This is a genomic window from Pelagibacterium flavum (assembly GCF_025854335.1).
GTDB classification, from domain to species: domain Bacteria; phylum Pseudomonadota; class Alphaproteobacteria; order Rhizobiales; family Devosiaceae; genus Pelagibacterium; species Pelagibacterium flavum.
The window spans coordinates 2,108,106-2,133,792 of record NZ_CP107716.1; the positions used below are offsets into that span (position 1 = coordinate 2,108,106).

A 25,687-nucleotide genomic window follows, 5' to 3' on the forward strand; every position below is an offset into this window, starting at 1 on the left:
CGAATGGTACCCGGCTATGCGGTACGAGACCTTCAAGCCGGCTCCCGATCTTGCTGATATCGTTGAGCATTTCTGGGCTGTGGAAAATCGGATCGCGCTCGACCGGCACCGAGAAATCCTGATCCCCAACGGGCGTCCCACTGTGCTTGTTTGCCTTGGCGAGGCGGGCATTAGAATTTTGCCTGATGGATCATCGTTTCGTAATGAAAGCAACATCGCCGGTCCTCTGACACGCCCTATCGTGCTCGAACAGAGCGGCGTTTCGAGCTATGCAGCGGCGCAATTGCAGCCCTGGGGGTTGGCAGCACTTTTGCGTGAGCGTTTGCTGGATGCGGTCCTGCCGCTGGACAATCTCGGAAAATCAAAAAGAATATCGCAGCTCGCGACCGAATGTGCCGATGCCCCGTTTGGGTCGGCTCGCGTGGCTCCCATCGCCGACTGGCTGGTTGGGCTGCGGCGAGACGTTCATCAGGAGCGATTGGAGCGCATTCGCAGCGCAGTGGCGCTTGTCGATGCGGCTCGCGGGCAAATCGATGTGGCTGATCTGACCGGGAGCATGGCGATCGGTTATGACGCACTTTACCGGCTGTTCAAGGCGATGACTGGGCTATCACCGAAGCAGTATATCGGGATCATCCGCCACTATCATTTTACGGGCGAGTTGCTGAAGGGCGAATTCGGTTCGCTGGCCCTGCTGGCCAATATGCAAGGCTATTACGATCAGGCGCATGCCTCAAAGGAATTCAAGCGCTTCACCGGTATCGGACAAGCCGAATTCAAGAGGCGACTCAATGGGATAGCGAGACTCATGCACAAAGGTCGATGACTGCCAGATTTATACAATACGGCGGTCTGGCGGCTCTCTAGGCTTTGTTTATTGTCAAACAAAGGAGCTGCACCATGTCTCGTCTGGTTCATTTTGAAATTACGGGAAATGATCCCGAAAAACTGGCGGAATTTTACGCTCGAGCGTTGGAAGTGCGATCTGAGCCGTCGCCATTTCTGCAACAATATCATATGCTTGTCGGTGATACGCAACTCGGCGCAGTGATGGGCCGGAACTATAAGGATCAGGTGGCGATCGCGTGGTTCGAGGTGGGGGATCTCGAGGCGGCGGTTGGACGGGTCGTTGCCGGAGGCGGAGCGGTTGCGGGAGACAAAAACACCATACCCGGTGAGGGTTTGGTGCAGTACGTCGCCGACCCCGAAGGTACTATCTTTGGACTCAAACAGCCGGTGTGACGCCCAGTGGACCCCCGGTGATCACAGCCCGTCACGCCCACTGGACAGGTGCTGGGCGCGGATATCGTCGGCGTTTTCCGCGATATGGGCCTGCAACTGGTTCAGGCCGGCAAGGACATCGGTGCGGACGGCAGAGCAGTCGGCGTCAGGTGCGTAGCCATTCGGCGTCGACTGGTCCCACTCGATGACGGCGTCGATTGTGTCGAGGAGCCGGTCAAGATCGCCAAAGGCATAGTAGTTGATCTCGGATCCGATGACCTCGCTCAGCGCGCTGAACAAGGCGGGGTCGCCGTCGGGTGGGAGATCGGGATTGCAGGCGAGGTGGGTGCGATAGCGGAGCTGGCCCGCGTAGAACCAGAAGACCGCCTCGTCCTTATCGCCTCGGTCGTACAGCCGTGAGGCGAGGACGTAGTAGGCGGATGGGTGGGCATTGGGCGCTTCGGCCCTGAGCTGGTCGACCGGCATGGAATGGAAATCCTGCGCGACGGCAGGGACGGTGGACAGCAGAAAGAAAAAGACAAAGGGAGAAAGGGCGCGATAGAGGGCGGCCATGATGGTGCTCCTTGAACTGGCGCCATTGGCAACCTGCAATGCGACGCAAGTTTGGCGGCAGGCCGGGCTGCGTCAGGATGTGACAAACACCAGCGACCTTGTTTGTCACGTCAGGGCAGATGGACCAGCATAAGAGGCGCGGCAATCAGGAGCGCCAGGATGGCGACGATGCGAAAGGCCCATGAAGAGCGCAGCCGGGTGGGTGAGAGCAGGGAGACGCCGAACACGACAAGCGGAGCGATAAGGGCGGATTGAAGGAAATCGAGCCGGAGGAAGTTCTCGTAGCCTGCAAGGCGGAGCAGGATCCAATAGCCCGCAACAAAGCCGGCCAGCGCTGCCATGAGCATGAGAAGGACGTCGGCGAAGATGGCGATCATCTTGTCGAGATAGTTGCTCGAGAACACAAGCACGATGGCCGAGGCGACCAGGAAGGCCGCGGTGAGCGCGACAGGCAGGCGAAGATCGGACAGAACCGATATCGTATCGTGCGGGTGATAGGCCGTGAGTGCGAGACCGCCGGGCACAGTGAAGGGCAGGGCGGCAAGACCCCAGATCACCCCCAGCAGAGCCAACCCGCTCAGGGCGAAAAAGGCAGCGGTGACGGCGATCGCCTTGAGCCTGCTTGCAACAGGATTCATGGCCTACTCGGTCCCTTCCACGAATACCGAATAGGCGGTGTAGCAATAGGCTGCATCGCAATCGACCAGATCGAGCTCCAGCGCGATGCGGCCATCCTCCTCGGAAACAAAGGACACAATGGGGTAGTAATCCTCGAGGCGATCTTCGCCGAGCAGCTTGCCGGCGCCGTTATAGATGCCGAGATCGAGGTCGATGCAATCCTCGTCGCAATCGCCCATGATTTCGACTGCAGTGTTGGTGGGAACATCGAGTTCGATGCGCGTTTTCCCGCCCTCGTTGAGGCGGATAACGCCAAAGGAATCGAGATAAAATCCCGGCTTGGTGTATTCGATGTTTTCCAGAACCTGCTCGTAAAGACGCGAGATATGGACGTTCTGGCCCATGGCCGGAAGCGCAGCCAGCGACAGGCCGGCGGCGGAAAGCGCTGCGATGACGGGCTTTGAATTCAACATGGATTGGGCGTCCCTCGTCCTCTTTTGAGCCCGTCGCGCGGGGGGTGGTAGAATCCAGCAATAATGGGCCCTTGCGGTAACGGCAAGCCTGTGGAGGCTGGAATGGTGGCCAGATCATTTCACCGTTTCACGGAAACGAAGCGGCGCCTGTAGATATTTCTTTGACCCCAAGTGTACTGGATCCCGGCTCAGGGCCGGGATGACAAGTGGTGGGTCTGGCAAGGCCGGGGCCCCGCCCGATCTCGATTCGGCCTAGGGCACCATGTTGAGGGGGATGGGGGAGGGTTCGTTGATGACGGTGATCCTGATGCGCTCATTTGCGGCAAGATAGGGGTCGTTGGCAAAGAACGGCTCGCTGGTGGCCCGGCCGACGACCGAGTGGATGTGTTCATCGGACAAGCCGAATTCGCCCAGCAGGGAACGTACGGTGTTGGCGCGGTCGCTGGAGAGCTCCCATGCGCCATAGGCCGGATTGGAATAGACGACGCCGGCAGCGGTGTGGCCGGACACGCGGACCTGGTTTGGCAGGCGCTGGAGGGTAGGCGCAACCGCTGCGATGGCGCCGCGCATCCACTCATAGGGATATTTCGAGCCTTCCTGGAACATGGGCCGGCCGCGCTGCTCGACGATCTGGATGTCGAGCCCGTTTTCGGTCACCTCGACGATCAGATTGTCGGAGATCTCGGTGATATCGGGGAGGGCTTCCCACGCCTGACGGATGCTGGCGGCAGCGCTATGGAACATTTGCGGGTCGGAGGCGGAAAGATCGAAGGCCGAATCTTTCTCGGCGGCATCGCCTTCACGCACGTTGCCGGCTGCCGGATCGGTCGAGGCGTAGTTTTCCACGCCTATGCTCGCAATGCCGTTGGCTTCGATATTGGAGGTTAGCGAACCCTGATCGTCCATCGCGCGGCCGCCCATTGCTCCACCCGACCCCGAAGTGCTTTCGCTGATGTTGGGGGGCGCAAAATAGTTGGCGAGGCCCTCTTTTTGCTCGGGCGTGGTCATGTTGATGAGCCAGAGGAGCAAGAAGAAGGCCATCATGGCCGTCACGAAATCGGCATAGGCGATTTTCCAGGCACCGCCATGATGGGCGTGTCCGGCTTTTTTGACCTTCTTGACGATGATCGAGCCCTGCTGACGCGACATGGCAAATGCTCCGGAGAATAAAGGTTAGGGTCCAGCCCCTAGATGGCAGCCTTGAGATCGGCCGTTGCGCGATCGACTTCGGCGAAGCTGGGGCGATCTTCGGACATGACCGCCTTGCGGGCGAATTCGACGGCGATAACCGGCGGGTAGCCCGATACGTGAGCGAGGAGGCCGGCCTTCATCGAGAGGAAATATTTGGACTCTGCTTCATTGGTGTTGCGCAGGGCCTGGGCCATCGGGCCAAAGAAGCCGTAGGCGACGAAAACCCCAAGGAACGTACCCACAAGCGCACCACCGATCAGGTGGCCGAGGACTTCGGGCGGTTCGGAAATGGCGCCCATGGTCTTGATGACGCCCAGCACGGCGGCCACGATACCCAGCGCTGGTGTGGCATCCGCCAGAGACTGGACGGCGGTTACGACACGCTCGGTTTCCTGGTGGTGGGTCTCAAGTTCTTCGTCCATCAGCGCTTCGAGTTCATGGACCGCGTAGGTGCCCAGCGTGATCATGCGCAGGTAGTCGCACATGAATTCAACCGCGTGATGGTTCTTGGCAAAGGTGGGGAAGCGCTTAAAGAGATCGGACTGCTCTGGATTTTCAATGTGCTGTTCGAGGACCAGAAGTCCCTTGGACTGAACGAGCTTGAAGATCGAAAACTGCAGCCCCAAAAGTTCGACATAGGACTGCTTGTTGTAGCGCGGTCCCTTGAACAGAGTGCCGAAAACTCCAAGGCTTTGCTTGAGAATGGCTTTTGGATTGCCGATGATGAAGGCGCCGACGGCAGCGCCCAGGATGATGACGGCTTCAAAGGGTTGCCAAAGGACTTCCAGATGGCCGCCCATGGCGGCATAGCCCCCAAGAACCGAGACAAAAACTATTACGGCTCCGGCAATCAATCGCATGCGTTCTGCACTCCCGAGGTATCGGCACCATTCTGCACCGCATCCCTCTATACCGGGGCAAGGTTACCGAACTCTAAGCCGATCCCGATTGCGAGTAATTTCCGGGGCATGGGCCGTGGGAGTGCCTGCCCTCAAAATGCCGCTGCTTTTCCACGCTTCGGACCTATTGCCGCCTTGGTAACGAGTAGGCTCTTCACAGTCTCGTGAACGACGGGACACGGGTCGCAGGCTCCGCGTGCGGCCCTTACCGAAAACGGAGAACACACATGAAAAAGACCATTTTTGCTATTGCTTCCGTCATTGGCCTCTCGATTTCGGGCGCCGCTCTCGCTCAGGATCTCGACTTTGCAACGCTTGACGCCGACGCCAGTGGCGGCGTGAGCCTTGAAGAGCTGCAGGTTGCCTTGCCCGAGCTCACCGAGGAAGAGTTCGCTTCCTATGACCTCGATGCCAGCGGCGAGCTTTCGGAAGACGAACTGGCGGCAGTGGCCGATGCTGAAGCCGACGCCGACGCGATGACCATGGAAGGTGACGTGGACGCCGAGGCACCCGCCGCGCAGTAACGAGCCTCTGAAAAGGTTTCATCGTTGGGCCGCTTCTCCGAAAGGAGAGGCGGCCTTTTGTTGCGGATGGACGAGCCCCCGGCTTTCAAAAAGCCGGGGGCTTAGTCATGGAACCGCTCTATCGCCGGGGGCGGAGAGGCACGACGTTCGATACGGGCCTGGTGGCTCTTGCCAGTTCGGCAATGCGCCATTGGGTCAGCAAAAAGAGCTGGTCGAGCTGATGATCGTAGTCAGTGCTTTGCTGGATTTGCTGCTGGAGTTCGGCAAGACGCCAACCGGCGTCGAGAAGCATGTCTCGCTGGGGATTCTGATTCATCATACGCAATACCGATTCGATTTTGGCCCGAGAGGTTCTTCTCGCGATCGATGGGCTTCCTGCGCATCGGCAAATGTGGGGGAGGGGATCGTTTGGCATGGGGGCTCGCTGACCCGCCTCCCATCGGTTTCGCACCGATGGTCCAAGAATACGGCAGGCCGCCTGTCCGGAACAAGCGGAGTTTTTTGCCCGAAATTGATTCGGGGCCAGACTGTGGGCCGAGTGTTGGCGGGGTCATCTGGTGAATTTGGTAGGCTCGCCGGGATTCGAACCCGGGACAACTCGATTAAAAGTCGAGTGCTCTACCAGCTGAGCTACGAGCCCTTACCGAAGCGGTCCATATCGACCGGCTGGAGACGCGCGGAACATAGTGCGTGGCCCCGCCGAGTCAACCCGTTTATTGGCCGCGCTTTCAAAGGGGCAGCGGTTCGCCAGCATATGGGGCCGGTTCGCAGGGCAGATCAAGCCGTTCAATGCGATCACACAGGGCCTCGGCCGACGAGAGATTGGGCAGTGGGCCGAGGACAATCCGGCTCTGATCGGTTCCTTCCGACATCGCCGCGAGAGGAGACGTGCCAAGCAAGAGCATGCCGGCCGCCTGGGTTATTTCGGCATAGAGAGCGCCAGATTCAGCAAGTGGAACGCTGCGGCCGATTGCGACGCCCTGGAGGGCGAGATCAATTGCCGGCATCGATGAGGCTGGTGTTGGCGGTTCGGCGGCAAGCGGCGGCGGCATGGGCTGATCCGCGGCTGGCGCGGGTGCCGCGCCGTCGAACAGCGGGCTGTAGCGCACGACCATCGTGCCGTCGTCGAGCTCATAAATTTCTTCTGCGGATTCGGTGATCGATGCCGTGAGCAACGAGCGATCGATGTCGCTGGAGAGGGGAAGGGATTCGATCAGAAGTGGAAGGCTCTTTTCGAGGGCGCCCAGGCGACTGATGGTTTCTCCGCTGTCGTCGTCGAGCAGGTTGAAGCGGGCCTGCAGGGCACGGTATTGCTCCATGATGCGGTTTCGATCCTCGGCCAGTTCGGCCAGTTGGCTGCGCATCTGATAATAGTTGGCGCCATCCCGGTAGGGCATGTGCAGACCACTCAGGACATTGGCTGGCAGCAGGGCCGAGATATTGACCGCAACGACGGCCAGCGCGCCGCAAACAAGCGCAGCGATGCCCCAGGGAGCAGCGTCGGCCTGGTCAGTCGGCAGAGAAAACCGTTTTGGCTTTTGCACCTAAATATGTCCCGCTTTACAGGCGAATCAGATCAAAGCAGATTTTAGGCATGCAAATGTAAACGGAGCGGTTACGCGGGTCTGTTAGGGGTTCTGCCAACACCGTGCTGCCATAAAGATGCGCGAGAGGGGCGGCAACCACAGGCTGGGGGAATTTCATGACCGATCTTATGGCAATCGTTCTGGCGGCGGGTGAGGGAACGCGGATGAAGTCCGCACACCCCAAGGTGCTGCACAAGGTTGGCGGCCGGCCGATTGCCGGACACGTTCTGGCGGCGGCGCGCGAGGCGGGTGCGAGCACAATCGCCATGATCACCGGGCCTGGACATGACGCCGTGCGCAAGGCGATGGCCGGTATCGACCCCGATGTGGCATTCTTCGAACAGACCGAACGCAAAGGCACGGCGCATGCCGCTTCCATGGCGCGACCGGTGTTCGCTGAGGCCAAAGGGTATGTGGCCGTGGTCTATGGTGACCATCCCTTGCTGCGCGGCGCGGATTTTTCGCGGGTGACCGAGCGGCTCGATGCGGGGCTGGATGCGGCGATCCTGGGATTTGAGCCCAAGGACCCCACCGGATATGGCCGGTTCATTACCGATGGTGAAAAGCTGCTGGCCATTCGCGAGCACAAGGATGCAAGCGAAAGCGAGCGGGCCATTGGGCTCTGCAACGCGTGCATTCTGGCGTTTCGGGCCGAAGTTTTCACCGCGCTTATCGACAAGGTGGGCAGCGACAATGCGCAGGGCGAATATTACCTGACCGATCTTGTGGAACTGGCCAATGCCGCCGGGCATAAGGTGGGCTATGCCGTGGCGCCGGAAGACAATGTCATGGGCGTCAATGACCGAGCGCAATTGGCGCGGGCAGAAGCGGTATTCCAGCAATTGCGGCGCGAGGATTTCATGGCGGCGGGGGTGACGCTGCACGATCCGGCAAGCGTCTATTTTTCGTTCGATACGAAAATCGCGCCGGACGTGGAAATCGAGCCCAATGTGGTGTTCGGGCCGGGTGTCGAAATCGAGCGCGGGGCGGTAATTCACGCGTTTTCCCATATCGAGGGCGCGCATATCGGCGCTGGCGCCAATGTGGGGCCTTTCGCGCGGCTGCGGCCGGGCGCGAATCTGGGCGAAGGGGCCAAGGTGGGCAATTTCGTCGAGGTGAAAAACGCCGGTATCGGGCAGGGGGCCAAGGTAAGCCATCTGACCTATATCGGGGACGCGGACATCGGGGCGGGCGCCAACATCGGCGCGGGAACCGTGACGTGCAATTACGACGGCTACAACAAGGCCAGGACGATCATTGGCGAGCATGCCTTTATCGGGTCGAATTCGGCGCTGGTGGCGCCGGTGGAGATCGGGGACGGGGCGTATGTGGCGTCGGGATCGGTGATTACCGAGCCTGTGCCGGCGGACGCGTTGGGCATCGGGCGCTCGCGGCAGATCAACAAGCCCGGTTATGGCAAGGCGCTGAACGCGCGGTTCAAGGCCATCAAGGACAACAAGTAAGGGGCGGCGGCATGTGCGGCATCGTTGGAATCATCGGAGTCGAGCCGGTCGCCGACCGGCTCGTGGACGCGCTGCGGCGGCTCGAATATCGGGGCTATGACAGTGCGGGTATCGCTACGCTGACCGGGGGCGGTCTCGACCGGCGGCGGGCAGAGGGCAAGCTCAATAACCTTGCGGCGAAACTGGCTGCCGAGCCGCTCGAGGGGATCATCGGGATCGGGCATACGCGCTGGGCGACGCATGGCGGGGCGACGGAGGGCAATGCCCATCCGCATTTGGCGGGGAAGGTCGCGGTTGTCCACAATGGGATCATCGAGAACTTCAAGGACTTGCTGGAAGATCTTGCCCGAGATGGATATTTTCCTCAGAGCGAGACAGATACTGAATCCGTGGCGCTGTGGGTGACGCGGGAGATCGAGCGGGGGGCAACGCCGCGCGAGGCGGTTGCGAACACGCTGCCGAAGTTGCGTGGTACGTTCGGGCTGGTGTTCATGTTCGCGGGCGAAGACAAGCTACTGATTGCGGCACGGCAGGGTTCGCCGCTGGCGGTCGGACATGGCAAGGACGAGATGTATCTGGGGTCGGACGCCTTTGCCCTGGCGCCGTTCACCAACCAGATAACCTATCTCGAAGAGGGTGACTGGGCGGTGATTACGCCGGGAAAGGTCGAGATTTTCGATTTCGACGGCAATGCGGTCGAGCGGGCACGGCAGGTGTCTTCGGCATCGGCGGCACTGGCCGACAAGGGCAATCATCGCCATTTCATGGCCAAGGAAATTTACGAACAGCCCGAGACGGTGTCGCACACGCTGGCCCATTATCTCGATCTGGCCGGCGAAACGGTCAAGCTACGGGAGCAATTGCCGTTCGATTTCGCAAAGCTGTCGCGGCTGACGATCACGGCGTGCGGGACGGCCTTTTATGCGGGGCTGGTGGCAAAATACTGGTTCGAGCGTTACGCGCGGCTGCCGGTGGATGTCGATGTGGCGTCGGAATTCCGCTATCGCGAGCCGCCGTTGCCCGAGAACGGGCTGACGCTGGTGATTTCCCAATCGGGCGAGACGGCAGATACGCTGGCGGCGCTGCGCTATGCGGCGAAAGAGGGCCAGCACATAGCGGCGCTGGTCAATGTGCAGGAATCGACCATTGCCAGGGAAAGTCATGTGATTTTTCCCACGCTGTGCGGACCGGAAATCGCCGTGGCTTCGACCAAGGCGACGACGGCCCAACTCTCGATCCTGGCGAGCCTGGCGATTGCCGCCGGGCAGGCGCGCGGGGTGCTCAGCCCGTCTGACGCGCATGCGCTCGTGCGGGCGCTGATCGAATTGCCACGCAATATCTCGGAAATGCTGCGATCTGAAGGGCGTATCGAAGAAATTTCACGTAACCTGGCAAGAGCCAAGGACGTGCTTTATCTGGGGCGCGGGCAGCTATATCCGATCGCGCTCGAGGGCGCACTCAAACTCAAGGAAATCTCCTATATCCATGCCGAGGGCTATGCGGCGGGCGAACTCAAGCACGGGCCGATAGCGCTGGTGAATGAGGAGATGCCGGTGATCGTGGTGGCGCCATCTGACGAGCTGATGGAAAAGACGCTCTCGAACATGCACGAGGTTGCGGCGCGCGGCGGCAAGATCATCCTGATTACCGATGCCGAGGGAAAGGCGGAGGCCGGGGGCGGCATACAGGACATCATCGAGATGCCGCGCGTTCATCCGTTCGTCGCGCCCATTCTTGCGGCAGTGCCCGTGCAGCTTCTGGCTTATCACACGGCGGTTTTCATGGGGACCGACGTCGACCAGCCCAGAAATCTGGCGAAATCGGTGACGGTGGAGTAGGGCGCAGGCGCCAACTCCGGTAGGCTGGCTAGCATGTCGGATCATTTGCGATATGCGAAAGCCACACCGGATGAGCAATTGGGCGCGCTGGAAACCCTTGTGCGCGGCAATGAAGCGCTGATGAGCGTTCTGGAGATCTTGCGGGCCGCAGAGCTGCCGCAAGCACTGGTGGGTGGTGGTGCGGTCTATCAGACGGTGTGGAACGGATTGACGGGGCGCCCGACCTGGTATGGCGTCAAGGATATCGATGCCATCTATTTTGACGACACCGATCTAAGCTATGCAGCGGAGGACGCCGTGATACGGCGGGTTGGGGCGCTGCTGTCGGATGCGCCGGTGCCTGTCGAAATCCGCAATCAGGCACGCGTGCATCTGTGGTTTGGCGAGAAGTTCGGGTTTGACGTGCCTCCGCTTAAATCATCGGCCGAGGCACTGACGCGGTACGCCTCGCGCACGCATGCGGTTGCCGTCGCGCTGGATGACGGTGGCGGTCTCACGGTCGAGGCGCCGTTCGGGCTCGACGATCTGTTTGCTTTCCGTGTGACACCGAACCGGCTGGGCAAGAGCCGGCAGGCCCATATCGAAAAGGGCGAGAGGGCCAAGAGTGTGTGGCCCGAGGTGGAAATCGTGTCCTGGTCCGAGGATGGGACCGGGCTGGTGTAACAGGGCGGGTCCAAAGATGGCGGCCATCGCTAATATCAGATTCGCATAATATATATTATGGAACTTTTGGATATAAGAGAATGGCCGATTTGCTGGGGTTTGGCCGTAGGTGCCACGCAAACCGCTCTCGATCCCGCCGATAGTGCACGCTCTTGTCCGCGATCCCATCGACCGTGCGCGGTCTTTGCCAGACTGCTTCGGAGGCGAACTGGTCATCGCGTCGACCGGCTGATACAAGCGCGCCTCGTTTTGAAAGGAGATCCCACATATGTCCCGGACTGTTGTTGAGCTCGCAAATCGCCATGTTCTTGTTCTCGATGCTTCGCATGATCTGGCAGCGGCGACTTTGGCCAACGATCTGATCGGGCTGGCGTGGGAACATGAAGTGGAAATCATTGCGGTGCCCGTAGAGTGCCTGCCGGGCGAAGTGTTCAGCTTGCGCTCCGGGATACTCGGCGAAATGGCGCAGAAGGCTGCCAATTACCGGGTGCGGATGGTTATCCTTGGCGATGTCTCCGGCCATGTGGCAGCGAGCAAGGCTTTCCACGATTATGTCTATGAGACCAATAATGGGCTGACACTCTGGATGGTGCCGGATATGGCAGCGCTGGAAGCGCGGCTCGGAGCATAGCGAGTTCAAGACGCGCCGGCGGGGTCAGGCGGTTTCGGGTGCCCTGCTCTGTTGTCCCTTGTCCTTGATCGTTGCGGCGGCCGCCAGGGCGCTGGCGAAGGCCAGGCAGGCTGCGGCGGCCATGATCCAGCGATAGGACATGCGCAGGGCCTCGGGCGGCAGGGTTGAAAGGTCGGAACCGCCAAATGCAAAGCCGAGGGCGGCGACGGCGACGAGGCCGCCGATGCGCGAGGCGGCATTGTTGATGCCCGATGCGGTGCCGCCGGCATCGTCGGGAGCGGCATCGAACACGGCCGTCGTGAGCGGCGCGACGGTTATCGTCATGCCCACCCCGATGACGACGAGACCCGGGAAGAAGGCCAACCAATAGCCGCCCATATCGACCATGATGGCGAGGACGACATATCCGGCGCCAGTGGCGGCCGGGCCGGCGATCAGCATGATGCGGGTGCCGATGCGCTTGGCGAGCGCCCCGGCATAGCGCGAGCCAAGACCGAGCAGGATCGAGAACGGCAACAGCGCGGCGCCGGCCATGGTGGCGCTGTAGCCGTTCGCGTAGATCAGGACGAAAGGCAGGATGAACAGCGAGCCTGAAAGCGAGGCGTAGAGGGTTACTGTAAGCAGGTTTGCCCCGGAAAACTGGCTGCTGGCGAACAGCGTCATGGGGACGAGCGGCTCATTGGCGCGGCGTTCGATGAAGAAAAAGCCGATGGCAAAGGGAATTGAAGCGGCAATGGCGAGGCTGCCGACGGTTGTGTTGCCCTCCCCGGCGGCGATGAGGCCGTAAGAGAGCAGGCCGAGACCTGCGACCATGGCAATTGTGCCGGCAATGTCGAACTCGCGATAGGTGCGGCCAGCGGGCGCCGCGGCGATGCGCCAGCCCATGGCCAGCGCGGCGGCGGCAATGGGAATGTTGATATAGAAGATGGCCCGCCAGCCGACCGTATCGACCAGCCAGCCGCCGAAAGGCGGGCCGAGTGCCGTTGTCAGCGCACCGGCCGCGGCCCATGTGCCGATGGCCTTGCCGCGGGCTTCGCCAGTGAAGGCCGAACCGATCAGCGCCAGGCTGGATGGCACGAGAAAGGCTGCGGCAATGCCCTGGATGGTCCGCGCGGCGACAAGCGCCAATGGGGATGGCGCGAGGGCGCAGGCGACGGAGGCAATGGCAAAGCCGACAAGACCGAACAGGAATATCCGGCGCTGGCCGAAACGGTCACCGATGGTGCCGCCGAGCAGAATGAGGCTGCCGAGCATGAGCATGTAGCCATTGACCACCCATTGGGCGGTCGACAGACCAGCATCGAGATCGGACTGAATGGCGGGCAAGGCGACGTTGACCACCGAGCCGTCGATAAAGCCCAGGCTCGAGCCCAGGATGGTGGCCGGGAGCACCCAGCGCGTGTCGCGGATTGGCGTTTCGGCACTGTCGGGATTGCTCATGACGGACGCTCGCGTGAGACGAAAACCGTATCGAACCTAAAGCCTGATGTCGATCTCCATGCCGTCGAATGCCGGGGTGACGTGGTCCGGCGTTTCGGCTTTGAGGGTCACGTAATCCATATCGACGTGGAGATTGGTGAGCACGGCTTCCTGCGGCCGATGGGTTTCGATGAGCGCCAGCGCCTGTTCGAGGTCGAGATGGCTCGGATGGGGCGTATAGCGCAGGGCGTCGAGGATCCAGGTATCGAGGTTCTCGATGGCCCAATGAGATGTCTCGGGAATGCCCGACAGATCGCAGGAATAGGCAAGTTGACCTATACGGAAACCGAGCGAGGTGATCGATCCGTGTTGCTGCTCGAAGGGCCTTATCGTGATCGCGCCCCCTGCCCCTTCGACAACAACTTCCTCGCCATCGGCAATGGAATTGGTGTTGAGAATGGGCGGGTATGAGCTGTTTTCGGGGGCCGTAAAGCAGTAGCCGAACGCTTCGCGGAGCCGGACTTCGGTAGCGATCGACATGTAAGCGTCCACCCGGCGCCTTGCGTTGAGGGCCAGGACGCGCAGATCGTCGATACCGTGGGTGTGGTCGGCATGTTCGTGGGTGAAAAACACCGCATCGATCTCCGGCACGTGGGCGGCGAGCATTTGTTCGCGCAGGTCGGGTCCGGCGTCGATGAGAACGCGGGTTATGCCGTCGGTGTCGTCGCGCGTGCCGGTGACCAGCAGTGCGCAACGCAGGCGGCGGTTTTTGGGGTTTTGGGGGTCGCAGGCGCCCCAGACATTGCCGATACGCGGCACGCCGCCGGACGAACCGCAGCCCAGGATGCGGGCGGTCAGCCGGGTGGCGGGCTTGTCGGTCATACGGTCAGCCCCGTCTTTGAAAACAGCCGGGCGAAATTGCGGGTGGATTGTTCGGCGATGGTTTCGAATGGAACGTTGCGCAGTTCGGCCAGCTTTTCGGCGGTGTGGCGCACGAAGGCCGGCTGGTTGGGTTTGCCCCGATGGGGAACCGGCGCGAGGTATGGCGCGTCAGTTTCGACGAGGAACCGGTCTTCGGGGACGAATTGCGCTACCTGCTGGATTTCGGCGGCGTTCTTGAAGGTAACGATGCCCGAAAAGGAAACATAGCCGCCGAGCGCCAGACCGCGACGGGCCAGTTCGGCGCCGGAGGAAAAGCAGTGCAGGACGAAGGGGAAAGCCCCCTGCCCGGTTTCCTCTTCGAGAATGGCAATCATGTCTTCATCGGCGGCGCGGGCGTGGATGACCAGCGGCAGGCCGGTCTGGCGGGCGACGGCGATGTGATTGCGGAAGCCCTGGGCCTGGGCATCGCGGGGCGAGGAATCGTAGTGGTAATCGAGCCCGGCCTCGCCGATGGCAACACATTTTGGATGTTGCGATAAAGCGATTATTTCATTGATGCTTATATCGAGTTCTTCATGCGCATTGTGCGGATGAGTGCCGACTGAACAGAAGACGTTCTCATGTTTTTCGGCAATGGCCAGAAGCGTGGCGAAGCGGCGGATGCGGGTGGAGATGGTGACGCAATGGCTCACGCCGTTTTCTCGCGCGCGCGTCAGAACGCCGTCGATATCGTCGGCGAGCACGTCGAAATCGAGATGGCAGTGGCTATCGACAAGCATCAGGCCGCGCCTTCATCCTTTTCCACATAGCGGGGAAAGACGCCTTCGGGAGGGGGCAGCGCGGTGCCGGGCACGAGGCGGCCATAAGAGCCCAATTGCTCGAAAGAGCGGCCCTGAGCGTGGAGTCCCAGAAGATCGAGCAGCTTTTCGCTCGAGGCCGGCATGACAGGCTGGGCGAGAATGGCGACCTGACGGACGACCTCGATGGTGACGTAAAGCACCGTGGCCATGCGGGCAGGATCGGTCTTGCGCAGCGCCCAGGGCTCCTGCCCCGCGAAATAGCGGTTGGCATCGGCCACGACCTGCCAGACGGCATTGAGCATTTGGTGGATGGCCTGATCGTCCATCGCGGCGCGTGAGGTGTCGAGCAGGGCGTCCGCGGCGCCGAGGATGGCCCGGTCCTCCGGGGTCAACTCGCCCGGCGCAGGAACCAGCCCCTCGCAGTTCTTGGCGACCATGGAGAGCGAGCGCTGGGCGAGGTTGCCCAGATCGTTTGCGAGGTCGGCGTTGATGCGGTTGACGATGGCTTCGTGATTGTAAGAGCCGTCGCTGCCAAACGACACTTCGCGCAGGAAGTAATAGCGCATGGCGTCGAGGCCGTATTTTTCGACAAGCTCGATGGGATCGACCACGTTGCCAACCGATTTGCTCATCTTTTCGCCGCGGTTGAACAGGAACCCATGGGCGAAGACGCGCTTGGGCAGTTCGATATCGGCACTCATGAGGAAGGCGGGCCAATAGACGGCGTGGAACCGCACGATGTCCTTGCCGATCATGTGGAGGTTGGCGGGCCAGTATTTCCAACGCTCATCGCTTTCGTCGGGGTAGCCGGCGGCGGTGAGGTAGTTGGTGAGCGCATCGACCCAGACATACATGATGTGCTTGGGGTCGTTGGGCACGGGCACGCCCCAATCGAACGTGGTGCGCGAAATCGAAAGATCGCGCAGGCCCGATTTGACGAAGCTGGCGACTTCGTTGCGCCGTTCGGCGGGCAGAATGAAACCGGGGTTGGCCTGGTAGTGGGCCAGAAGTTTGTCGCCATAGGCCGAGAGGCGGAAGAAATAGCTTTCCTCCTCGACCCATTCGACGGGCGAGCCGAGCGGTTCGCGGCGGATGCCGTCCGCACCGAGCGTGGTTTCCTTTTCGTCGAAGAAGGCTTCCTGACGGACCGAATACCAGCCGGAATAGGAGTCGAGATAGATATCGCCCTTTTCGACCATCTTGTTCCAGATGGCCTGCGAGGCCTTGTGGTGCCGCTCCTCGGTGGTGCGGATGTAGTCGTCGTAGGAGATGTTTAGGGTGGCCCAGAGGTCCTTGAAGGCCTGCGAATTCCTGGTCGCCAGCTCGATCGGTGCGATCCCCTCCTTTTCAGCGGTCTGTTGCATCTTCTGGCCATGCTCGTCGGTGCCGGTCAGAAAGAACACGTCCTTGCCGTCCAGCCGGTGAAAGCGCGCGATGACGTCGCTGGCGATGGCGGTATAGGCATGGCCGATATGGGGGACGCCGTTGGGGTAAAAGATCGGCGTGGTGATGTAAAAGGTCGGGCGGCTCATAGGAAAATCAGCTCACGGGCGTGGTTCTGCGCACATGGTCGCGCAGGAAATCAAAGATTGCGACCAGCGTTTGCCGCCGGTCAAGATTGTAGATATCGGCATCGGCGATAAGGGCGTTGGCCTTCTCCCACAGGCCATTGGCCGAAGCAAGGCGGAAACGTGCGGCAGGGCCCACGCGGGCGGCGGATTCGGCCTCGGTGGCGAGCCAGTCGCGGATCATGTCCTGGGCAAAGCCCAACTCGGCTCCCCTGGAGGCGGCCAGCCCGTCGGCAATCTTGAGATGGGCGCGGGTCGGGTGAGCGGCGGGGTTTTGGAGCCAGGTTTGAAGGGCGTCGAGAACGTCGCCCTCCTCGAGCATGAGGGATTCAAAGCCGCGGCGGGGGCGACCAGCGGCAAAGCTGACGGCGCGGGAGACATCTTCGGACGCCAGATCGGGGCGGACGCGCGCTATCACCTGTGCGGTATCAGGATCGGCGAGCGGGCGCAGGCCAAAACTCTGGCAGCGCGAGCGGATGGTGGCCAGCATGCCGCCGGGGCGATGGGACAGCACGATGAACATGGTGTCGGCGGGCGGTTCTTCCAGCGTCTTGAGCAGCGCATTGGCCGAGTTGGCGTTGCAATCGTCCACGCTGTCGATGATGGCGATGCGGTAGCCCGCCCTGCCCCGGGTCTGGTGCAGGGAATCGCGCATGGCGCGCACGTCGTCGACGCGGATGGCCGAATAGTACTTTTCGGAATTGGCGGGATCGGTGGTGCGGCGCAAAAGGAACAGGTTCGGGTGGGCCAATGCGGCGACCTGAGCACTGATCCGTTCCTCGGATTCGTCGGAGGTGCGTGAGAGAACCTGACGGGCGATCTCGAAAGCGAAGGTCGCCTTGCCGATGCCACGCGGGCCATGCAACAGAATGGCACTGGGCAGGCGATTGCGGTCGAGCGCACCCAGCAGCGAGGCGTGCGCCTGGCCATGACCGACGAGCGTGCCGAATTCGGGGGCCGGCACGTTGGCGATCTGGTCGGCTTCGCGACGCTCTATACTCACTCGGCCATTCCTTCGCGGGCGAGATCGGGGAAATGGTCGAGAACGGCGCGCCAGATGGCCTCTGTGAGCACCTCTTCCTCAGTATCGGCGGATAGCACGACGCAGCGGCCCGGATTGGAAATCGCGATGGCGAGGAAATTGTCGCGCAGGCGGCGATGGAAGGCGAGATCCTCTTTTTCAAAGCGATCGGCGACCGCCGGCATGCCATCTTCCATGGCGCGTTTGCGAACGCGCTCGAAGGCGATATCGGGATCCATATCGAGGATGATTGTCAGATCGGGCGTGTGCCCGTTGAGGGCGAGATGTTCGAGTGCGTCGATCAGTTTGTCATCGACCCCACCGGTCAGGCCCTGATAGGCGCGGGTGGAATCGGCAAAGCGGTCGCAAATCACCCACTTTCCTTCGGCCAGCGAGGGCGCGATCAACTGGTTGACATGGTCGAGGCGGGCGGAGGCGAACAGAATGGCCTCGGCGCCTACGCCCCAGCTTTCCGGTTTGCCCTGCAGGATGAAGGAGCGGACGGCCTCGGCCTTGGGCGTGCCGCCGGGCTCGCGGGTGCGGACAACGGAAATGCCGAGCTCCGACAGCCGATCGGCCAGGCGGCGGACCTGGGTGGATTTGCCTACGCCCTCCCCACCCTCGAATGTAATGAATCGGGGTGTGATCGATCGGTGCTGATCTGCCGCCATCGTGTCCGTATCAAATCCTGTTGCGGCCGCCAGACCACCATAAGCTGCGTTCACTAAAACCAGCCGAATGCAAGTTCCCAAAGCGCGTCGGCTGCCCGGCGCGTGATGCCACCCTGTTCGACGGCCTCTGCCGCGTAAAGCGGAGCGGTCTGAATGATCTGGTCATCGCAAAGTATGTTGAGTTGCGCAAGCCTGTCGCCTGCTCGAACCGGCGGAAGGATGGGGGCGGCGTAGGTGATGCTGGCCGAAAGGCAGCGACGGTTGCCGCGCGGCAGGTAGATATCGATGCTGCCCTCGCCGACGAGGCCGACGCTGGCCTGTTCGCCGCCATAAACGCTGGCCTGTCCGACGATTGCGCCATCGGCAAAGGCGGGGATGCGCTCGAAGCTGCGGGCGCCCCATGTGATGAGGGCCCGCGCCTGTTCGTTGCGCTGGTTCACGCTCTCCATGCCATGCAGCACGGCAACGAGACGACGTCCGCCCTGGGTGGTGGAAGCGGCAATGCCGTAGCCGGCAGCCTCGGTGTGCCCGGTCTTGAGGCCGTCGACCCCGATGCCCAGGCCCAAAAGGCCGTTGCGGTTGGATTGCCGGATGCCGTTCCAGGTGAATTCCTCAATGGCGAAGACCGGGTAGTAGTCTGGAAATTCACGGATGATGTAGCGGGCAAGATTGGCCAGATCGCGGGCCGTTACGTACATATCGGGATCGGGGAGACCGCTGGCATTGGTGAAATGGGAATCGGTGAGCCCTATGTCCTGGGCAAATTCATTCATGATGTCGGCAAAAACCGGCTCGCTGCCCGCAATACCTTCGGCCAGCGCGATGGACGCGTCATTGCCCGACTGGATGATGACCGAGTGCAACAGATCATCGACACTGACCTGCGAACCAAGCTCGGCAAACATCGCCGAGCCGCCGGACGGCGCGCCGCCTGTGCGCCAGGCGTGCTCGGAAATGAAAAACTGATCGCTAAGGCTGAGCGCGCCGCGTTTGACCATGTCGAGGACAACCGCGACGGTCATCAATTTGGCCATGCTGGCCGGCTCGATCCTTGTATCGGCTTCCTTCTGAAAAAGGACGGTGCCCGATTCATGATCGACCAGAATGGCGTATGGAGCGCTGGTATCGAAATCGAGCTGTGAATAGGCCGGGTGGGCCAGAGCGGCAATGATGGCCAATCCAACAAGAATTACGCGCCAGGTACGTTCCAGACGAACCATGAGAACCAGCCGCGCCGTGGCGCCCCTATTTTATTTAAGTCTTGTTCCCTCAATACAAAATTGGGGACGGCAAGCCAAGGGACGTTGCCATGTCCGTGGCATCGGTCGCGGTCACACCTTCGCGAAGATGGGTCAGCATCAGGTGAGTGACCGTTTGGTCGCCCTCAACAAGGGTGGTCGTATCGACGGCACCAAGGATGGCAAATCGGGTCGCGATGTCGCGGGCAATCGTTTCGTCGTTCCATGTGCCCAATGCCATGCGGATCGGCGTTCCATTGGGCTCGGACGCCGTTTCGAGGCTGGTTGCACCGGCGTAGGAGAGCACCTGAAATGGAATATACTCAGGCGCGGCAATACTGCCTGCCGCCTCCGATGCCGTCGTGGGGCGCGGAACAGGCGTCGGCGCCGCAGGAGCCGCAACCGGCGCGGGAGCTGTCTCGGCGACCTGAACCGGCTCCTGGTAGGCCATACGTGTGTTGTTCTGGATCTCGTAGGGCGTCAGTTGGTTGATCGAGGCAACCAGGAATTTGGTGTCGTCCCCGTTGAGCGGGGCCGGCCCGATATATTGCACGCGAACATCGGCCGTGCCCTGCTGCTGGAAGCCGAGAACTTCGGCGGCGCGGCGCGACAGATCGATGGTCCGCTCATAAGAAAAGGGGCCGCGATCATTGATGCGAACGATGGTCGATGCGCCATTTTCGGTATTGGTGACGCGCACATAGGATGGCAGCGGCAGCGTCGGATGGGCCCCCGACAGTGCATACATGTCAAAGACTTCGCCATTGGCCGTAAGGCGACCATGGAATGCAGGGCCGTACCAGGAGGCTCGGCCCGTCACGTCGAGATCGGGCTGCTCGCGCGGAACAAAGCGATTGCCGGCCACTGTATAGGGCTGGCCGACCACATAGCGCCCGCCACCCTTTGGGACGTTGCGCGAGGTGGTGACCCGTGGCGAGGCCTTCACGCCCATCGAGGATTCGGAGAAAAACTCATTACCTGCGAAAAGGTCGGCACCGCTACAGCCGGCCAGCAAAACAGCGGCGGCAACGGAGGTGCCAATGGCGGCAAAAAGAGAGCGGCGACGCGCCGATCCGATCTTCGAGCTCATACAATCTGACCCAATACCAACAAGATTGTTGCGCTTTCGAACCGCAAAACCGGTTCCACTATTGCTGAAAGCACGCCCGCGGACTTGCGGTTCTTTCGCATATCGAACCTTCCAGAAACCACAGGTTTGTGTAGGTTTTCTTAACGTCCGGGCAGTCTTTTGGAGCGGAGCGGCTACATCAGGCCGCGCGTCTTGAGCGCGTTGCGCACCGCGCGGGCATGGCCGATGGCGCCCGGGGTGTCTCCATGCAGGCAGATCGAACGGGCGCTGGATTGGAAAACCGTTCCGTCTATCGCGACGATTTCACCGTGCTCGGCGAGCCGAAGGCATTGGGCGACGACGGAAGCGGTATCCTCAAGCACGCTGCCAGGCAGGTTGCGGTCTGCCAGCAGTCCGTCAGGCGTGTAGGCACGGTCGGCATAGGCTTCGGCGATAATCGGAAGCCCGAGTTCTTGCGCGGCCTTTTCCTGGGCTGAAGCCGCGAGGGCGAGAATGGCGATGCCGGAATACCGTTCGGCCACGCCTGCGAAGATGGCGCGCGAAAGGGCTTCGTTTTCTGCAGCCATATTGGCGAGAGCGCCGTGGAGCTTGAGATAGGCGATGGAAGCCCCCTCCTCCGCCGCGACGGATGCCAGACGGGCTATCTGGGCCAGAACCTGGCTACGGACCGTTTCGAAGGGCAAATCAAGGCGGCGGCGACCGAAATTGTCGGGATCCTCGAAACCTGGATGTGCGCCGATGCGGACGCTATTGGCAAGCGCGCCCTTTATGGCGGCGCGCATTGTTTGCTCATTGCCGGCGTGGCCGCCGCAGGCAATGGAGGCGCTGGTGACGATTTCGAGCATGGCAAGGTCGTCGCCTATGCCCTCACCCAGATCGGCGTTGAGATCGATCAGGGCTTCCATTTGGAGATCCTGTGCGCGTGCGCGACGGTAACGGGTTCAAAGCGCACCATTTTTCCCGCGCGGAGCTGGGCGAAGCGGTCCAGATCGGCATCGATGACCGTGCCGATGCGTGGATAGCCGCCAGTGGGCTGGTTGTCGCGCATGAGAACAATCGGGGTGCCATCGCCGAGGATCTGAATGTCGCCGGGCACGACGGCGTCGGAAACGAGATTGAGCAGTCTTGCATCGGCAAAAACGGATTCAGTGTCATCGAGCCTGACGCCCATGCGATCCATGCGCGCGGAGATGCGGAAACCGGACGCGGTGAAAGCTGCGCGGATCGCGGCGGAAAACAGGTCCGCGTGGATGCCCCAGACAAAGCGGATGGGGTCGCCCGGCGCGGCGGTTGCGGGGCGGATCGGGGCAATCGGGGTGTCGGTCAGCTCATCGAGGTCAAGTTCGTCGCCGGCAGCGAGCATGCGGCCATCGAGGCCACCCAGCCCAACCGTTGCGTTTGTGGATCGGCTGCCGAGAACAACGGGAACACCGATTTCCGCTGCAAAGCGCAGATAGGCATAATTGCCGTAGGGGCCGGGTTTTATGGAAATTTTCGCCTCTTCGACAAGGTCGATGCGGGATGGCCAGGGGCGGGCATCGCCATCGACGGTCAGCGTAAATGAGCCGCCGGCCGCACCGGTCGCCAGCGGGGCGCCGTGATAGGTGAAATCGAGGCCCAAGGGGCCGATCTCGATTGCCGCCCCACATGGTATCTCAGCTGTCGCGGCGGCAAGCGCGTAACCGGCCCGATCCATGGGGCCAGAGGCACCGATACCATGGGCGAAAAGCCCCGGACGCCCGGCGTCCTGAATTGTTGTCATCGGGCTGACGCGGGTGAGAACGACGCGGCTCATCGGGCGGTCTCGAAGGTGATCGTGTCCCCCGCCCGCAGCCGGGTGGGCGGGGACGCGGCGGGATCGAAATTGATAAGGCTGGTGCGGCCGATCACAGCCCAGCCGGTGGGGACGGGCGTGGCGGTAATGGCCGTCTGGCGGGCCGCGAAAAGAATGCTGCCAGCGGGAACAGAACGCCTGACCTCCTTGCGGCGTGGCACGAGAAGATCCTCGGCATGCATGCCGCAGTAAACGAAGCCCGGCGCAAAGCCGACGGCAAGGATGTGCAGCGGACTGTACCTGTGGGCATCGATGAAGGCGGGAACTGTCAGTCCGAGTTCACGTGCCACAGCTTCGATATCGGGGCCCTCCTCGCCGCCATAGGCAATGGGAATCGTATGGCGGGCCGGTTGCGCATCGTGCTGGCCGACCCGGTCGATGAGCCTCAATTCGCCGCTGAGCGTAGCGTAGCCGATGCGCTGCGGGTCGTAGCGCACCAGGACGGAGACAAGATTGGGGACGATTTCGACAATGCCGGGAATGGGGCGGATTTCGAGGTTTCGTGCAAAGGCAATGGCGGCCGCGTTGGCGCTCAGGTCGAGACGATCGGCAAAGCGTACGAGAATGCCGCTGTCGCCGAGCGGCATAAGCGTTGGAACGATCTCGACAATGCCATCCACTGCGTATCCTGCCCCTTTTCCGATGCCTGTGAGGGCGTAGCGGGGAGTGCTTGCATTGGCAAGTCAAACACGACACGATGATTAGGGTCTGGAGGCATCATGCGGATTTTTATCATTGCGGCCAGTCTTGTGATTCTGGTTGTCGCGCTGTTGACGCTGGGGCTTTCGGCGGCCGAATTCGGGTTCGTCATGCTCGGGGGCGCACTGGTGGTTGCGGTTGTGATGTACATCATCACAAGGCGGCGGTATCAGCGCATGAGCGACAGCGACAAGAACGACCGCGAGCCTCCCAGCCTTCCCTAGAGATTGATCGGGCGCGGTGCGATTTATTCAATTTTTCCGCGATGCGTTTGCCGGGCTTTGGCAACTTGATGATCAAATGGGCCCCATGAAGCACATGAGATCACAGACATTACAGCAGCGCGCATTGTGCGGCCAGGTCGAAGCGGTCCTGGAAAATCTTGACCGCTCGCAGAGTCTGCCCAGTTGCCTTAGCCTGTCGATCGAGGAAATCATCGAACGGGCCTGGGAAATGGCCTATCGTTCCAGCCCGGAAGCTACCTGTGGCAATGTGATCGTCGTGCCGCAATGGGCCTTCCGTCACAAGAGTGCGACCGAAACGCTCTAGCCGTTGCACCAAGGCCGATGCCTGCCTAGATTGACGCTGCATTGGCAAACGGGGCGCGGCCATGGACGTTGAGATTGCCCGGACTTCATCTTCTCCACGCATCGGTGTGGCCCTGGGCGGCGGCGCGGCGCGCGGGCTTTCCCACATACCCTATATCGAGGCGATGGACGAGCTTGGCCTTAGGCCATCCCGGATATCGGGCTGTTCCATCGGCGCGCTGATTGGTGCGGGCTGGGCGAACGGGATGACAGGCGCCGAGTTGCGTGAGTACGCCTACAGCGTCCTTGGCAGCTTTCAGCTGGTCGCCGGAACCGTATGGTCGGCACACCGGCCCAGCCTGATCGGCATATTGCAGAACGGGCTGAGCTTTCAGGTCGATGCCGAGAGCATAACCGACGCCTTTCTGCCTGACGGGTTTCCCGAGGACTTTTCCGAGCTCAAGGTGCCGTTTTCGACAGTAGCCGCCGACTATTACAGCTGGGAACAGGTGGTGTTTGATTCCGGTCCGTTGCGGATCGGAATTGCTGCTTCGCTGGCCATTCCAGCTGCGTTCAAGCCCGTTCGTCTGGACGGCCGCACCTATATCGATGGCGGTGTCATCAATCCCGTTCCAGTCGATCAGGTCATGGCCGAGTCCGATATCGTGGTTGCCGTTGACGTGAACGGAAGCCCAGAGCCTCCGGCCCAGGAAGCAGACCCTGGAATGGTCGATCTCGGGTTCGTGGCCACGCAGATCATGATCCAGACGATCGTGCGCGCCCAGTTGGAACGCTATCCCCCCGATATCTATATCCGGCCGGCTGTAAATCCCTTTGGCTTGATGGAGTTCTGGAGGGTCAAGGAACTGCTTGAGGCCTGCGATCCAGACAAGGACAGGTTCAAGCGCGTCATGGAAGAAAAGCTGGAAAACTTCCATCGTTCGGGGCATAGAATCGACATCTGACCGGTTGATGAGACGGACCCAAAATAATGAAAATTCTTGCCGCGACGCTTTGCCTGCTGGTTCTTGCAGCGTGTTCGTCCACCTCGTCGGGGAGCCCCGAGCTCAGTGTCAGCCAGAAGACCAAGGTCGAGTGCGTGGCGAGCAATTTCGAGCCCAATGGGTGCACGACTTCACATGAACTCGGCGTGGCCGCTACGCTGACCACAAATCCGGGCGCTCTGCCGAGCGCCGCCGATTTGCGCGTGCCGGGGGCTGGAGAATCCGAGTTTTAGCCGTAGCCAGGGTTCGTCAGGAGACCCTTCCGTGCCGGGCGAGGAAATCGAGCAGCGCCCTGACGCGTGACGGTAGTGGGCCGCCCTGCCCGACATAAACGGCGTGGAAGGTTTCCTTGTCGCCGGTCTGGAGGTGGTCGAGCACCGGCACAAGGCGTCCCGCCGCGATGTCATCGCGAACGGTAAAGCCAGCCAACCGGGCCAGACCCACGCCCGACAATGCCAGCTGGCGCACGCCCTCGCCGTCACTCGCCTGCACCCGGCCGCTGACCGGGACGATGGTGGTTTTTCCCTGTTCCCGAAGCGTCCAGCCATCGACCGAGCGGGCATAACCGAAGCCAAGGCGATCATGGTTTTCGAGATCGGCGATGCTAAGCGGTTCTCCGCGGCGCTCGAGATAGGCTGGCGCCGCAACGATCACCAACGGCGTTTCGCCGAGCTTGCGGGCAACAAGGCTTGAACTCTTTAGCGGTCCTGCGCGGATTGCCACGTCCATGCGCTCGGCCAGCAGATCGACCACGGCGTCGGTTTGCACGATGTCGAGCGTGATACCCGGGTGGCTTGCCAGAAATTCGGGGAGCAATGGTGCCAGGATATGAGTGGCATAGGACGCGCTGGTGTTGATACGCACGCGGCCTACAGCCGCCTCGCCCATGCCCGCTGCCCGTTCAGCGTCTTCCAAATCGGCCAGCACGCGCGTTGCCCGTTCATAGAAGGCGCAGCCCTCGGGAGTGAGTTGGAGCTGGCGCGTCGAGCGATTGAGCAGTCTGGCACCGAGGCGCGCTTCGAGCCGGGCGATCAGCTTGCTGACTGCCGATGGCGTCATGCGCGCGGCGCGGGCGGCCGGAGAAAAGCCGCCCAGTTCGACCACTCGCACGAACATCTCCATCTCGCCTGATCGATTCACGTCAATGCGGGCCATGATGATTTGAACTCACAAGTGCTGTTCCAATGCGCATTCTATTTCATCGCATACTGAAGGTCTATCTTTCGGAAATCAGTTTCGAACGAATAGAGATTT

At 61.3% G+C, this 25,687-nt stretch carries 30 protein-coding genes and 1 tRNA gene; 11 read left to right on the plus strand and 20 right to left on the minus strand.

Annotation, left to right across the window (positions count from 1 at the left end):
• Positions 1-16: 16 nt before the first annotated feature.
• Together OF122_RS10520 and OF122_RS10525 are read left to right on the plus strand one after the other, a co-directional pair.
• Positions 17-826 carry a helix-turn-helix domain-containing protein gene (locus tag OF122_RS10520; protein ID WP_264224209.1) on the plus strand — a complete coding sequence of 270 codons (810 nt, stop codon included), beginning with the start codon at positions 17-19 and terminating at the stop codon, positions 824-826.
• Positions 827-900: 74 nt separating this feature from the next.
• Positions 901-1,242, plus strand: coding sequence for a VOC family protein (locus OF122_RS10525; protein WP_264224210.1), 342 nt, complete (start codon positions 901-903; stop codon positions 1,240-1,242).
• A 21-nt stretch (positions 1,243-1,263) separates the two neighbouring features.
• Here the strand turns inward: OF122_RS10525 and OF122_RS10530 are convergent, their stop codons facing one another.
• From OF122_RS10530 to motA, 5 genes are all read right to left on the minus strand, one after another.
• A complete protein-coding gene (locus OF122_RS10530; RefSeq protein WP_264224211.1) occupies positions 1,264-1,794 on the minus strand; it encodes a hypothetical protein in 531 nt (176 codons plus the stop codon).
• Between the two features lie 110 nt (positions 1,795-1,904).
• A complete protein-coding gene (locus OF122_RS10535; RefSeq protein WP_264224212.1) occupies positions 1,905-2,432 on the minus strand; it encodes a hypothetical protein in 528 nt (175 codons plus the stop codon).
• Between the two features lie 3 nt (positions 2,433-2,435).
• Positions 2,436-2,885 (minus strand): hypothetical protein, encoded by a 450-nt coding sequence (locus OF122_RS10540; protein ID WP_264224213.1) that lies wholly within the window; start codon positions 2,883-2,885, stop codon positions 2,436-2,438.
• Positions 2,886-3,137: 252 nt separating this feature from the next.
• A complete protein-coding gene (locus tag OF122_RS10545; RefSeq protein WP_264224214.1) occupies positions 3,138-4,034 on the minus strand; it encodes a flagellar motor protein MotB in 897 nt (298 codons plus the stop codon).
• Between the two features lie 38 nt (positions 4,035-4,072).
• Positions 4,073-4,936 carry a flagellar motor stator protein MotA gene (motA, locus tag OF122_RS10550; protein WP_264224215.1) on the minus strand — a complete coding sequence of 288 codons (864 nt, stop codon included), beginning with the start codon at positions 4,934-4,936 and terminating at the stop codon, positions 4,073-4,075.
• Positions 4,937-5,202: 266 nt separating this feature from the next.
• Between motA and OF122_RS10555 the strand changes: the two genes are divergently transcribed.
• Positions 5,203-5,499, plus strand: a complete 297-nt coding sequence (locus tag OF122_RS10555) for an EF-hand domain-containing protein (RefSeq protein WP_264224216.1) — start codon at positions 5,203-5,205, stop codon at positions 5,497-5,499.
• A gap of 118 nt (positions 5,500-5,617) precedes the next feature.
• On the opposite strand, the gene OF122_RS10560 is transcribed toward OF122_RS10555, so the two are convergent.
• From OF122_RS10560 to OF122_RS10570, 3 genes are all read right to left on the minus strand, one after another.
• Positions 5,618-5,818: a hypothetical protein gene (locus tag OF122_RS10560; RefSeq protein ID WP_264224217.1), complete on the minus strand. Its 201-nt coding sequence runs from the start codon at positions 5,816-5,818 to the stop codon at positions 5,618-5,620.
• Positions 5,819-6,063: 245 nt separating this feature from the next.
• Positions 6,064-6,139: transfer RNA gene (locus tag OF122_RS10565), tRNA-Lys, on the minus strand.
• Positions 6,140-6,227: 88 nt separating this feature from the next.
• Positions 6,228-7,043 carry a hypothetical protein gene (locus OF122_RS10570; RefSeq protein ID WP_264224218.1) on the minus strand — a complete coding sequence of 272 codons (816 nt, stop codon included), beginning with the start codon at positions 7,041-7,043 and terminating at the stop codon, positions 6,228-6,230.
• A 158-nt stretch (positions 7,044-7,201) separates the two neighbouring features.
• Between OF122_RS10570 and glmU the strand changes: the two genes are divergently transcribed.
• The 4 genes from glmU to OF122_RS10590 all read left to right on the plus strand — a co-directional run bounded on the left by glmU (position 7,202) and on the right by OF122_RS10590 (position 11,680).
• Positions 7,202-8,548 (plus strand): bifunctional UDP-N-acetylglucosamine diphosphorylase/glucosamine-1-phosphate N-acetyltransferase GlmU, encoded by a 1,347-nt coding sequence (gene glmU / locus OF122_RS10575; RefSeq protein WP_264224219.1) that lies wholly within the window; start codon positions 7,202-7,204, stop codon positions 8,546-8,548.
• 11 nt (positions 8,549-8,559) lie between these two features.
• Positions 8,560-10,386: a glutamine--fructose-6-phosphate transaminase (isomerizing) gene (glmS, locus tag OF122_RS10580; protein WP_264224220.1), complete on the plus strand. Its 1,827-nt coding sequence runs from the start codon at positions 8,560-8,562 to the stop codon at positions 10,384-10,386.
• A 33-nt stretch (positions 10,387-10,419) separates the two neighbouring features.
• A complete protein-coding gene (locus tag OF122_RS10585; protein WP_264224221.1) occupies positions 10,420-11,049 on the plus strand; it encodes a nucleotidyltransferase family protein in 630 nt (209 codons plus the stop codon).
• Between the two features lie 268 nt (positions 11,050-11,317).
• Entirely contained in the window at positions 11,318-11,680 is a 363-nt protein-coding gene (locus tag OF122_RS10590) for a DUF4180 domain-containing protein (protein ID WP_264224222.1), read from the plus strand.
• 24 nt (positions 11,681-11,704) lie between these two features.
• On the opposite strand, the gene OF122_RS10595 is transcribed toward OF122_RS10590, so the two are convergent.
• The 11 genes from OF122_RS10595 to OF122_RS10645 form a co-directional block, all read right to left on the minus strand.
• Positions 11,705-13,120, minus strand: a complete 1,416-nt coding sequence (locus OF122_RS10595) for an MFS transporter (protein ID WP_264224223.1) — start codon at positions 13,118-13,120, stop codon at positions 11,705-11,707.
• Positions 13,121-13,156: 36 nt separating this feature from the next.
• The gene (locus OF122_RS10600; RefSeq protein ID WP_264224224.1) at positions 13,157-13,981 is read right to left on the minus strand and encodes an MBL fold metallo-hydrolase; all 825 of its coding nucleotides are present in this window, start codon (positions 13,979-13,981) and stop codon (positions 13,157-13,159) included.
• Positions 13,978-14,760, minus strand: coding sequence for a TatD family hydrolase (locus OF122_RS10605; protein ID WP_264224225.1), 783 nt, complete (start codon positions 14,758-14,760; stop codon positions 13,978-13,980). The genes OF122_RS10600 and OF122_RS10605 overlap by 4 nt, the downstream gene beginning before the upstream one ends.
• Positions 14,760-16,313 (minus strand): methionine--tRNA ligase, encoded by a 1,554-nt coding sequence (gene metG, locus OF122_RS10610; protein WP_264224226.1) that lies wholly within the window; start codon positions 16,311-16,313, stop codon positions 14,760-14,762. Before metG ends, OF122_RS10605 begins: the two co-directional genes overlap by 1 nt.
• 7 nt (positions 16,314-16,320) lie before the next feature.
• Positions 16,321-17,352, minus strand: coding sequence for an AAA family ATPase (locus OF122_RS10615; protein ID WP_264224227.1), 1,032 nt, complete (start codon positions 17,350-17,352; stop codon positions 16,321-16,323).
• Positions 17,349-18,095 carry a dTMP kinase gene (tmk, locus tag OF122_RS10620; RefSeq protein WP_264224228.1) on the minus strand — a complete coding sequence of 249 codons (747 nt, stop codon included), beginning with the start codon at positions 18,093-18,095 and terminating at the stop codon, positions 17,349-17,351. The genes OF122_RS10615 and tmk overlap by 4 nt, the downstream gene beginning before the upstream one ends.
• Positions 18,095-19,261, minus strand: coding sequence for a D-alanyl-D-alanine carboxypeptidase family protein (locus OF122_RS10625; RefSeq protein WP_264224229.1), 1,167 nt, complete (start codon positions 19,259-19,261; stop codon positions 18,095-18,097). The genes tmk and OF122_RS10625 overlap by 1 nt, the downstream gene beginning before the upstream one ends.
• Positions 19,262-19,310: 49 nt before the next feature.
• Positions 19,311-20,369 carry a septal ring lytic transglycosylase RlpA family protein gene (locus OF122_RS19675; RefSeq protein ID WP_319019359.1) on the minus strand — a complete coding sequence of 353 codons (1,059 nt, stop codon included), beginning with the start codon at positions 20,367-20,369 and terminating at the stop codon, positions 19,311-19,313.
• A gap of 173 nt (positions 20,370-20,542) precedes the next feature.
• The gene (locus tag OF122_RS10635; protein WP_264224230.1) at positions 20,543-21,274 is read right to left on the minus strand and encodes a 5-oxoprolinase subunit PxpA; all 732 of its coding nucleotides are present in this window, start codon (positions 21,272-21,274) and stop codon (positions 20,543-20,545) included.
• A complete protein-coding gene (locus OF122_RS10640; protein WP_264224231.1) occupies positions 21,262-22,164 on the minus strand; it encodes a 5-oxoprolinase subunit C family protein in 903 nt (300 codons plus the stop codon). Before OF122_RS10640 ends, OF122_RS10635 begins: the two co-directional genes overlap by 13 nt.
• Positions 22,161-22,823: a 5-oxoprolinase subunit B family protein gene (locus OF122_RS10645; protein ID WP_264224232.1), complete on the minus strand. Its 663-nt coding sequence runs from the start codon at positions 22,821-22,823 to the stop codon at positions 22,161-22,163. Before OF122_RS10645 ends, OF122_RS10640 begins: the two co-directional genes overlap by 4 nt.
• 99 nt (positions 22,824-22,922) lie before the next feature.
• On the opposite strand from OF122_RS10645, the gene OF122_RS10650 reads away from it, so the two are divergent.
• From OF122_RS10650 to OF122_RS10665, 4 genes are all read left to right on the plus strand, one after another.
• Positions 22,923-23,126 (plus strand): hypothetical protein, encoded by a 204-nt coding sequence (locus tag OF122_RS10650; RefSeq protein ID WP_264224233.1) that lies wholly within the window; start codon positions 22,923-22,925, stop codon positions 23,124-23,126.
• A 16-nt stretch (positions 23,127-23,142) separates the two neighbouring features.
• Positions 23,143-23,451 (plus strand): hypothetical protein, encoded by a 309-nt coding sequence (locus tag OF122_RS10655; protein WP_264224234.1) that lies wholly within the window; start codon positions 23,143-23,145, stop codon positions 23,449-23,451.
• Positions 23,452-23,512: 61 nt separating this feature from the next.
• Positions 23,513-24,394 (plus strand): patatin-like phospholipase family protein, encoded by an 882-nt coding sequence (locus OF122_RS10660; protein ID WP_264224235.1) that lies wholly within the window; start codon positions 23,513-23,515, stop codon positions 24,392-24,394.
• A 26-nt stretch (positions 24,395-24,420) separates the two neighbouring features.
• Positions 24,421-24,666: a hypothetical protein gene (locus OF122_RS10665; RefSeq protein WP_264224236.1), complete on the plus strand. Its 246-nt coding sequence runs from the start codon at positions 24,421-24,423 to the stop codon at positions 24,664-24,666.
• Between the two features lie 16 nt (positions 24,667-24,682).
• Here OF122_RS10665 and OF122_RS10670 read toward each other — a convergent pair whose 3' ends face one another.
• Positions 24,683-25,588, minus strand: coding sequence for a LysR family transcriptional regulator (locus tag OF122_RS10670; protein ID WP_264224237.1), 906 nt, complete (start codon positions 25,586-25,588; stop codon positions 24,683-24,685).
• Between the last annotated feature and the right edge of the window lie 99 nt (positions 25,589-25,687).

Bases quoted from the DNA above. Each gene is read 5' to 3' on its own strand.
- OF122_RS10520 (WP_264224209.1), top strand. From the start codon at position 17: ATGCGGTACGAGACCTTCAAGCCGGCTCCCGATCTTGCTGATATCGTT.
- OF122_RS10525 (WP_264224210.1), top strand. From the start codon at position 901: ATGTCTCGTCTGGTTCATTTTGAAATTACGGGAAATGATCCCGAAAAA.
- OF122_RS10530 (WP_264224211.1), bottom strand. From the start codon at position 1,794: ATGGCCGCCCTCTATCGCGCCCTTTCTCCCTTTGTCTTTTTCTTTCTG.
- OF122_RS10535 (WP_264224212.1), bottom strand. From the start codon at position 2,432: ATGAATCCTGTTGCAAGCAGGCTCAAGGCGATCGCCGTCACCGCTGCC.
- OF122_RS10540 (WP_264224213.1), bottom strand. From the start codon at position 2,885: ATGTTGAATTCAAAGCCCGTCATCGCAGCGCTTTCCGCCGCCGGCCTG.
- OF122_RS10545 (WP_264224214.1), bottom strand. From the start codon at position 4,034: ATGTCGCGTCAGCAGGGCTCGATCATCGTCAAGAAGGTCAAAAAAGCC.
- motA (WP_264224215.1), bottom strand. From the start codon at position 4,936: ATGCGATTGATTGCCGGAGCCGTAATAGTTTTTGTCTCGGTTCTTGGG.
- OF122_RS10555 (WP_264224216.1), top strand. From the start codon at position 5,203: ATGAAAAAGACCATTTTTGCTATTGCTTCCGTCATTGGCCTCTCGATT.
- OF122_RS10560 (WP_264224217.1), bottom strand. From the start codon at position 5,818: ATGATGAATCAGAATCCCCAGCGAGACATGCTTCTCGACGCCGGTTGG.
- glmU (WP_264224219.1), top strand. From the start codon at position 7,202: ATGACCGATCTTATGGCAATCGTTCTGGCGGCGGGTGAGGGAACGCGG.
- glmS (WP_264224220.1), top strand. From the start codon at position 8,560: ATGTGCGGCATCGTTGGAATCATCGGAGTCGAGCCGGTCGCCGACCGG.
- OF122_RS10585 (WP_264224221.1), top strand. From the start codon at position 10,420: ATGTCGGATCATTTGCGATATGCGAAAGCCACACCGGATGAGCAATTG.
- OF122_RS10590 (WP_264224222.1), top strand. From the start codon at position 11,318: ATGTCCCGGACTGTTGTTGAGCTCGCAAATCGCCATGTTCTTGTTCTC.
- OF122_RS10595 (WP_264224223.1), bottom strand. From the start codon at position 13,120: ATGAGCAATCCCGACAGTGCCGAAACGCCAATCCGCGACACGCGCTGG.
- OF122_RS10600 (WP_264224224.1), bottom strand. From the start codon at position 13,981: ATGACCGACAAGCCCGCCACCCGGCTGACCGCCCGCATCCTGGGCTGC.
- OF122_RS10605 (WP_264224225.1), bottom strand. From the start codon at position 14,760: ATGCTTGTCGATAGCCACTGCCATCTCGATTTCGACGTGCTCGCCGAC.
- metG (WP_264224226.1), bottom strand. From the start codon at position 16,313: ATGAGCCGCCCGACCTTTTACATCACCACGCCGATCTTTTACCCCAAC.
- OF122_RS10625 (WP_264224229.1), bottom strand. From the start codon at position 19,261: ATGGTTCGTCTGGAACGTACCTGGCGCGTAATTCTTGTTGGATTGGCC.
- OF122_RS19675 (WP_319019359.1), bottom strand. From the start codon at position 20,369: ATGAGCTCGAAGATCGGATCGGCGCGTCGCCGCTCTCTTTTTGCCGCC.
- OF122_RS10635 (WP_264224230.1), bottom strand. From the start codon at position 21,274: ATGGAAGCCCTGATCGATCTCAACGCCGATCTGGGTGAGGGCATAGGC.
- OF122_RS10640 (WP_264224231.1), bottom strand. From the start codon at position 22,164: ATGAGCCGCGTCGTTCTCACCCGCGTCAGCCCGATGACAACAATTCAG.
- OF122_RS10650 (WP_264224233.1), top strand. From the start codon at position 22,923: ATGCGGATTTTTATCATTGCGGCCAGTCTTGTGATTCTGGTTGTCGCG.
- OF122_RS10660 (WP_264224235.1), top strand. From the start codon at position 23,513: ATGGACGTTGAGATTGCCCGGACTTCATCTTCTCCACGCATCGGTGTG.
- OF122_RS10665 (WP_264224236.1), top strand. From the start codon at position 24,421: ATGAAAATTCTTGCCGCGACGCTTTGCCTGCTGGTTCTTGCAGCGTGT.
- OF122_RS10670 (WP_264224237.1), bottom strand. From the start codon at position 25,588: ATGGCCCGCATTGACGTGAATCGATCAGGCGAGATGGAGATGTTCGTG.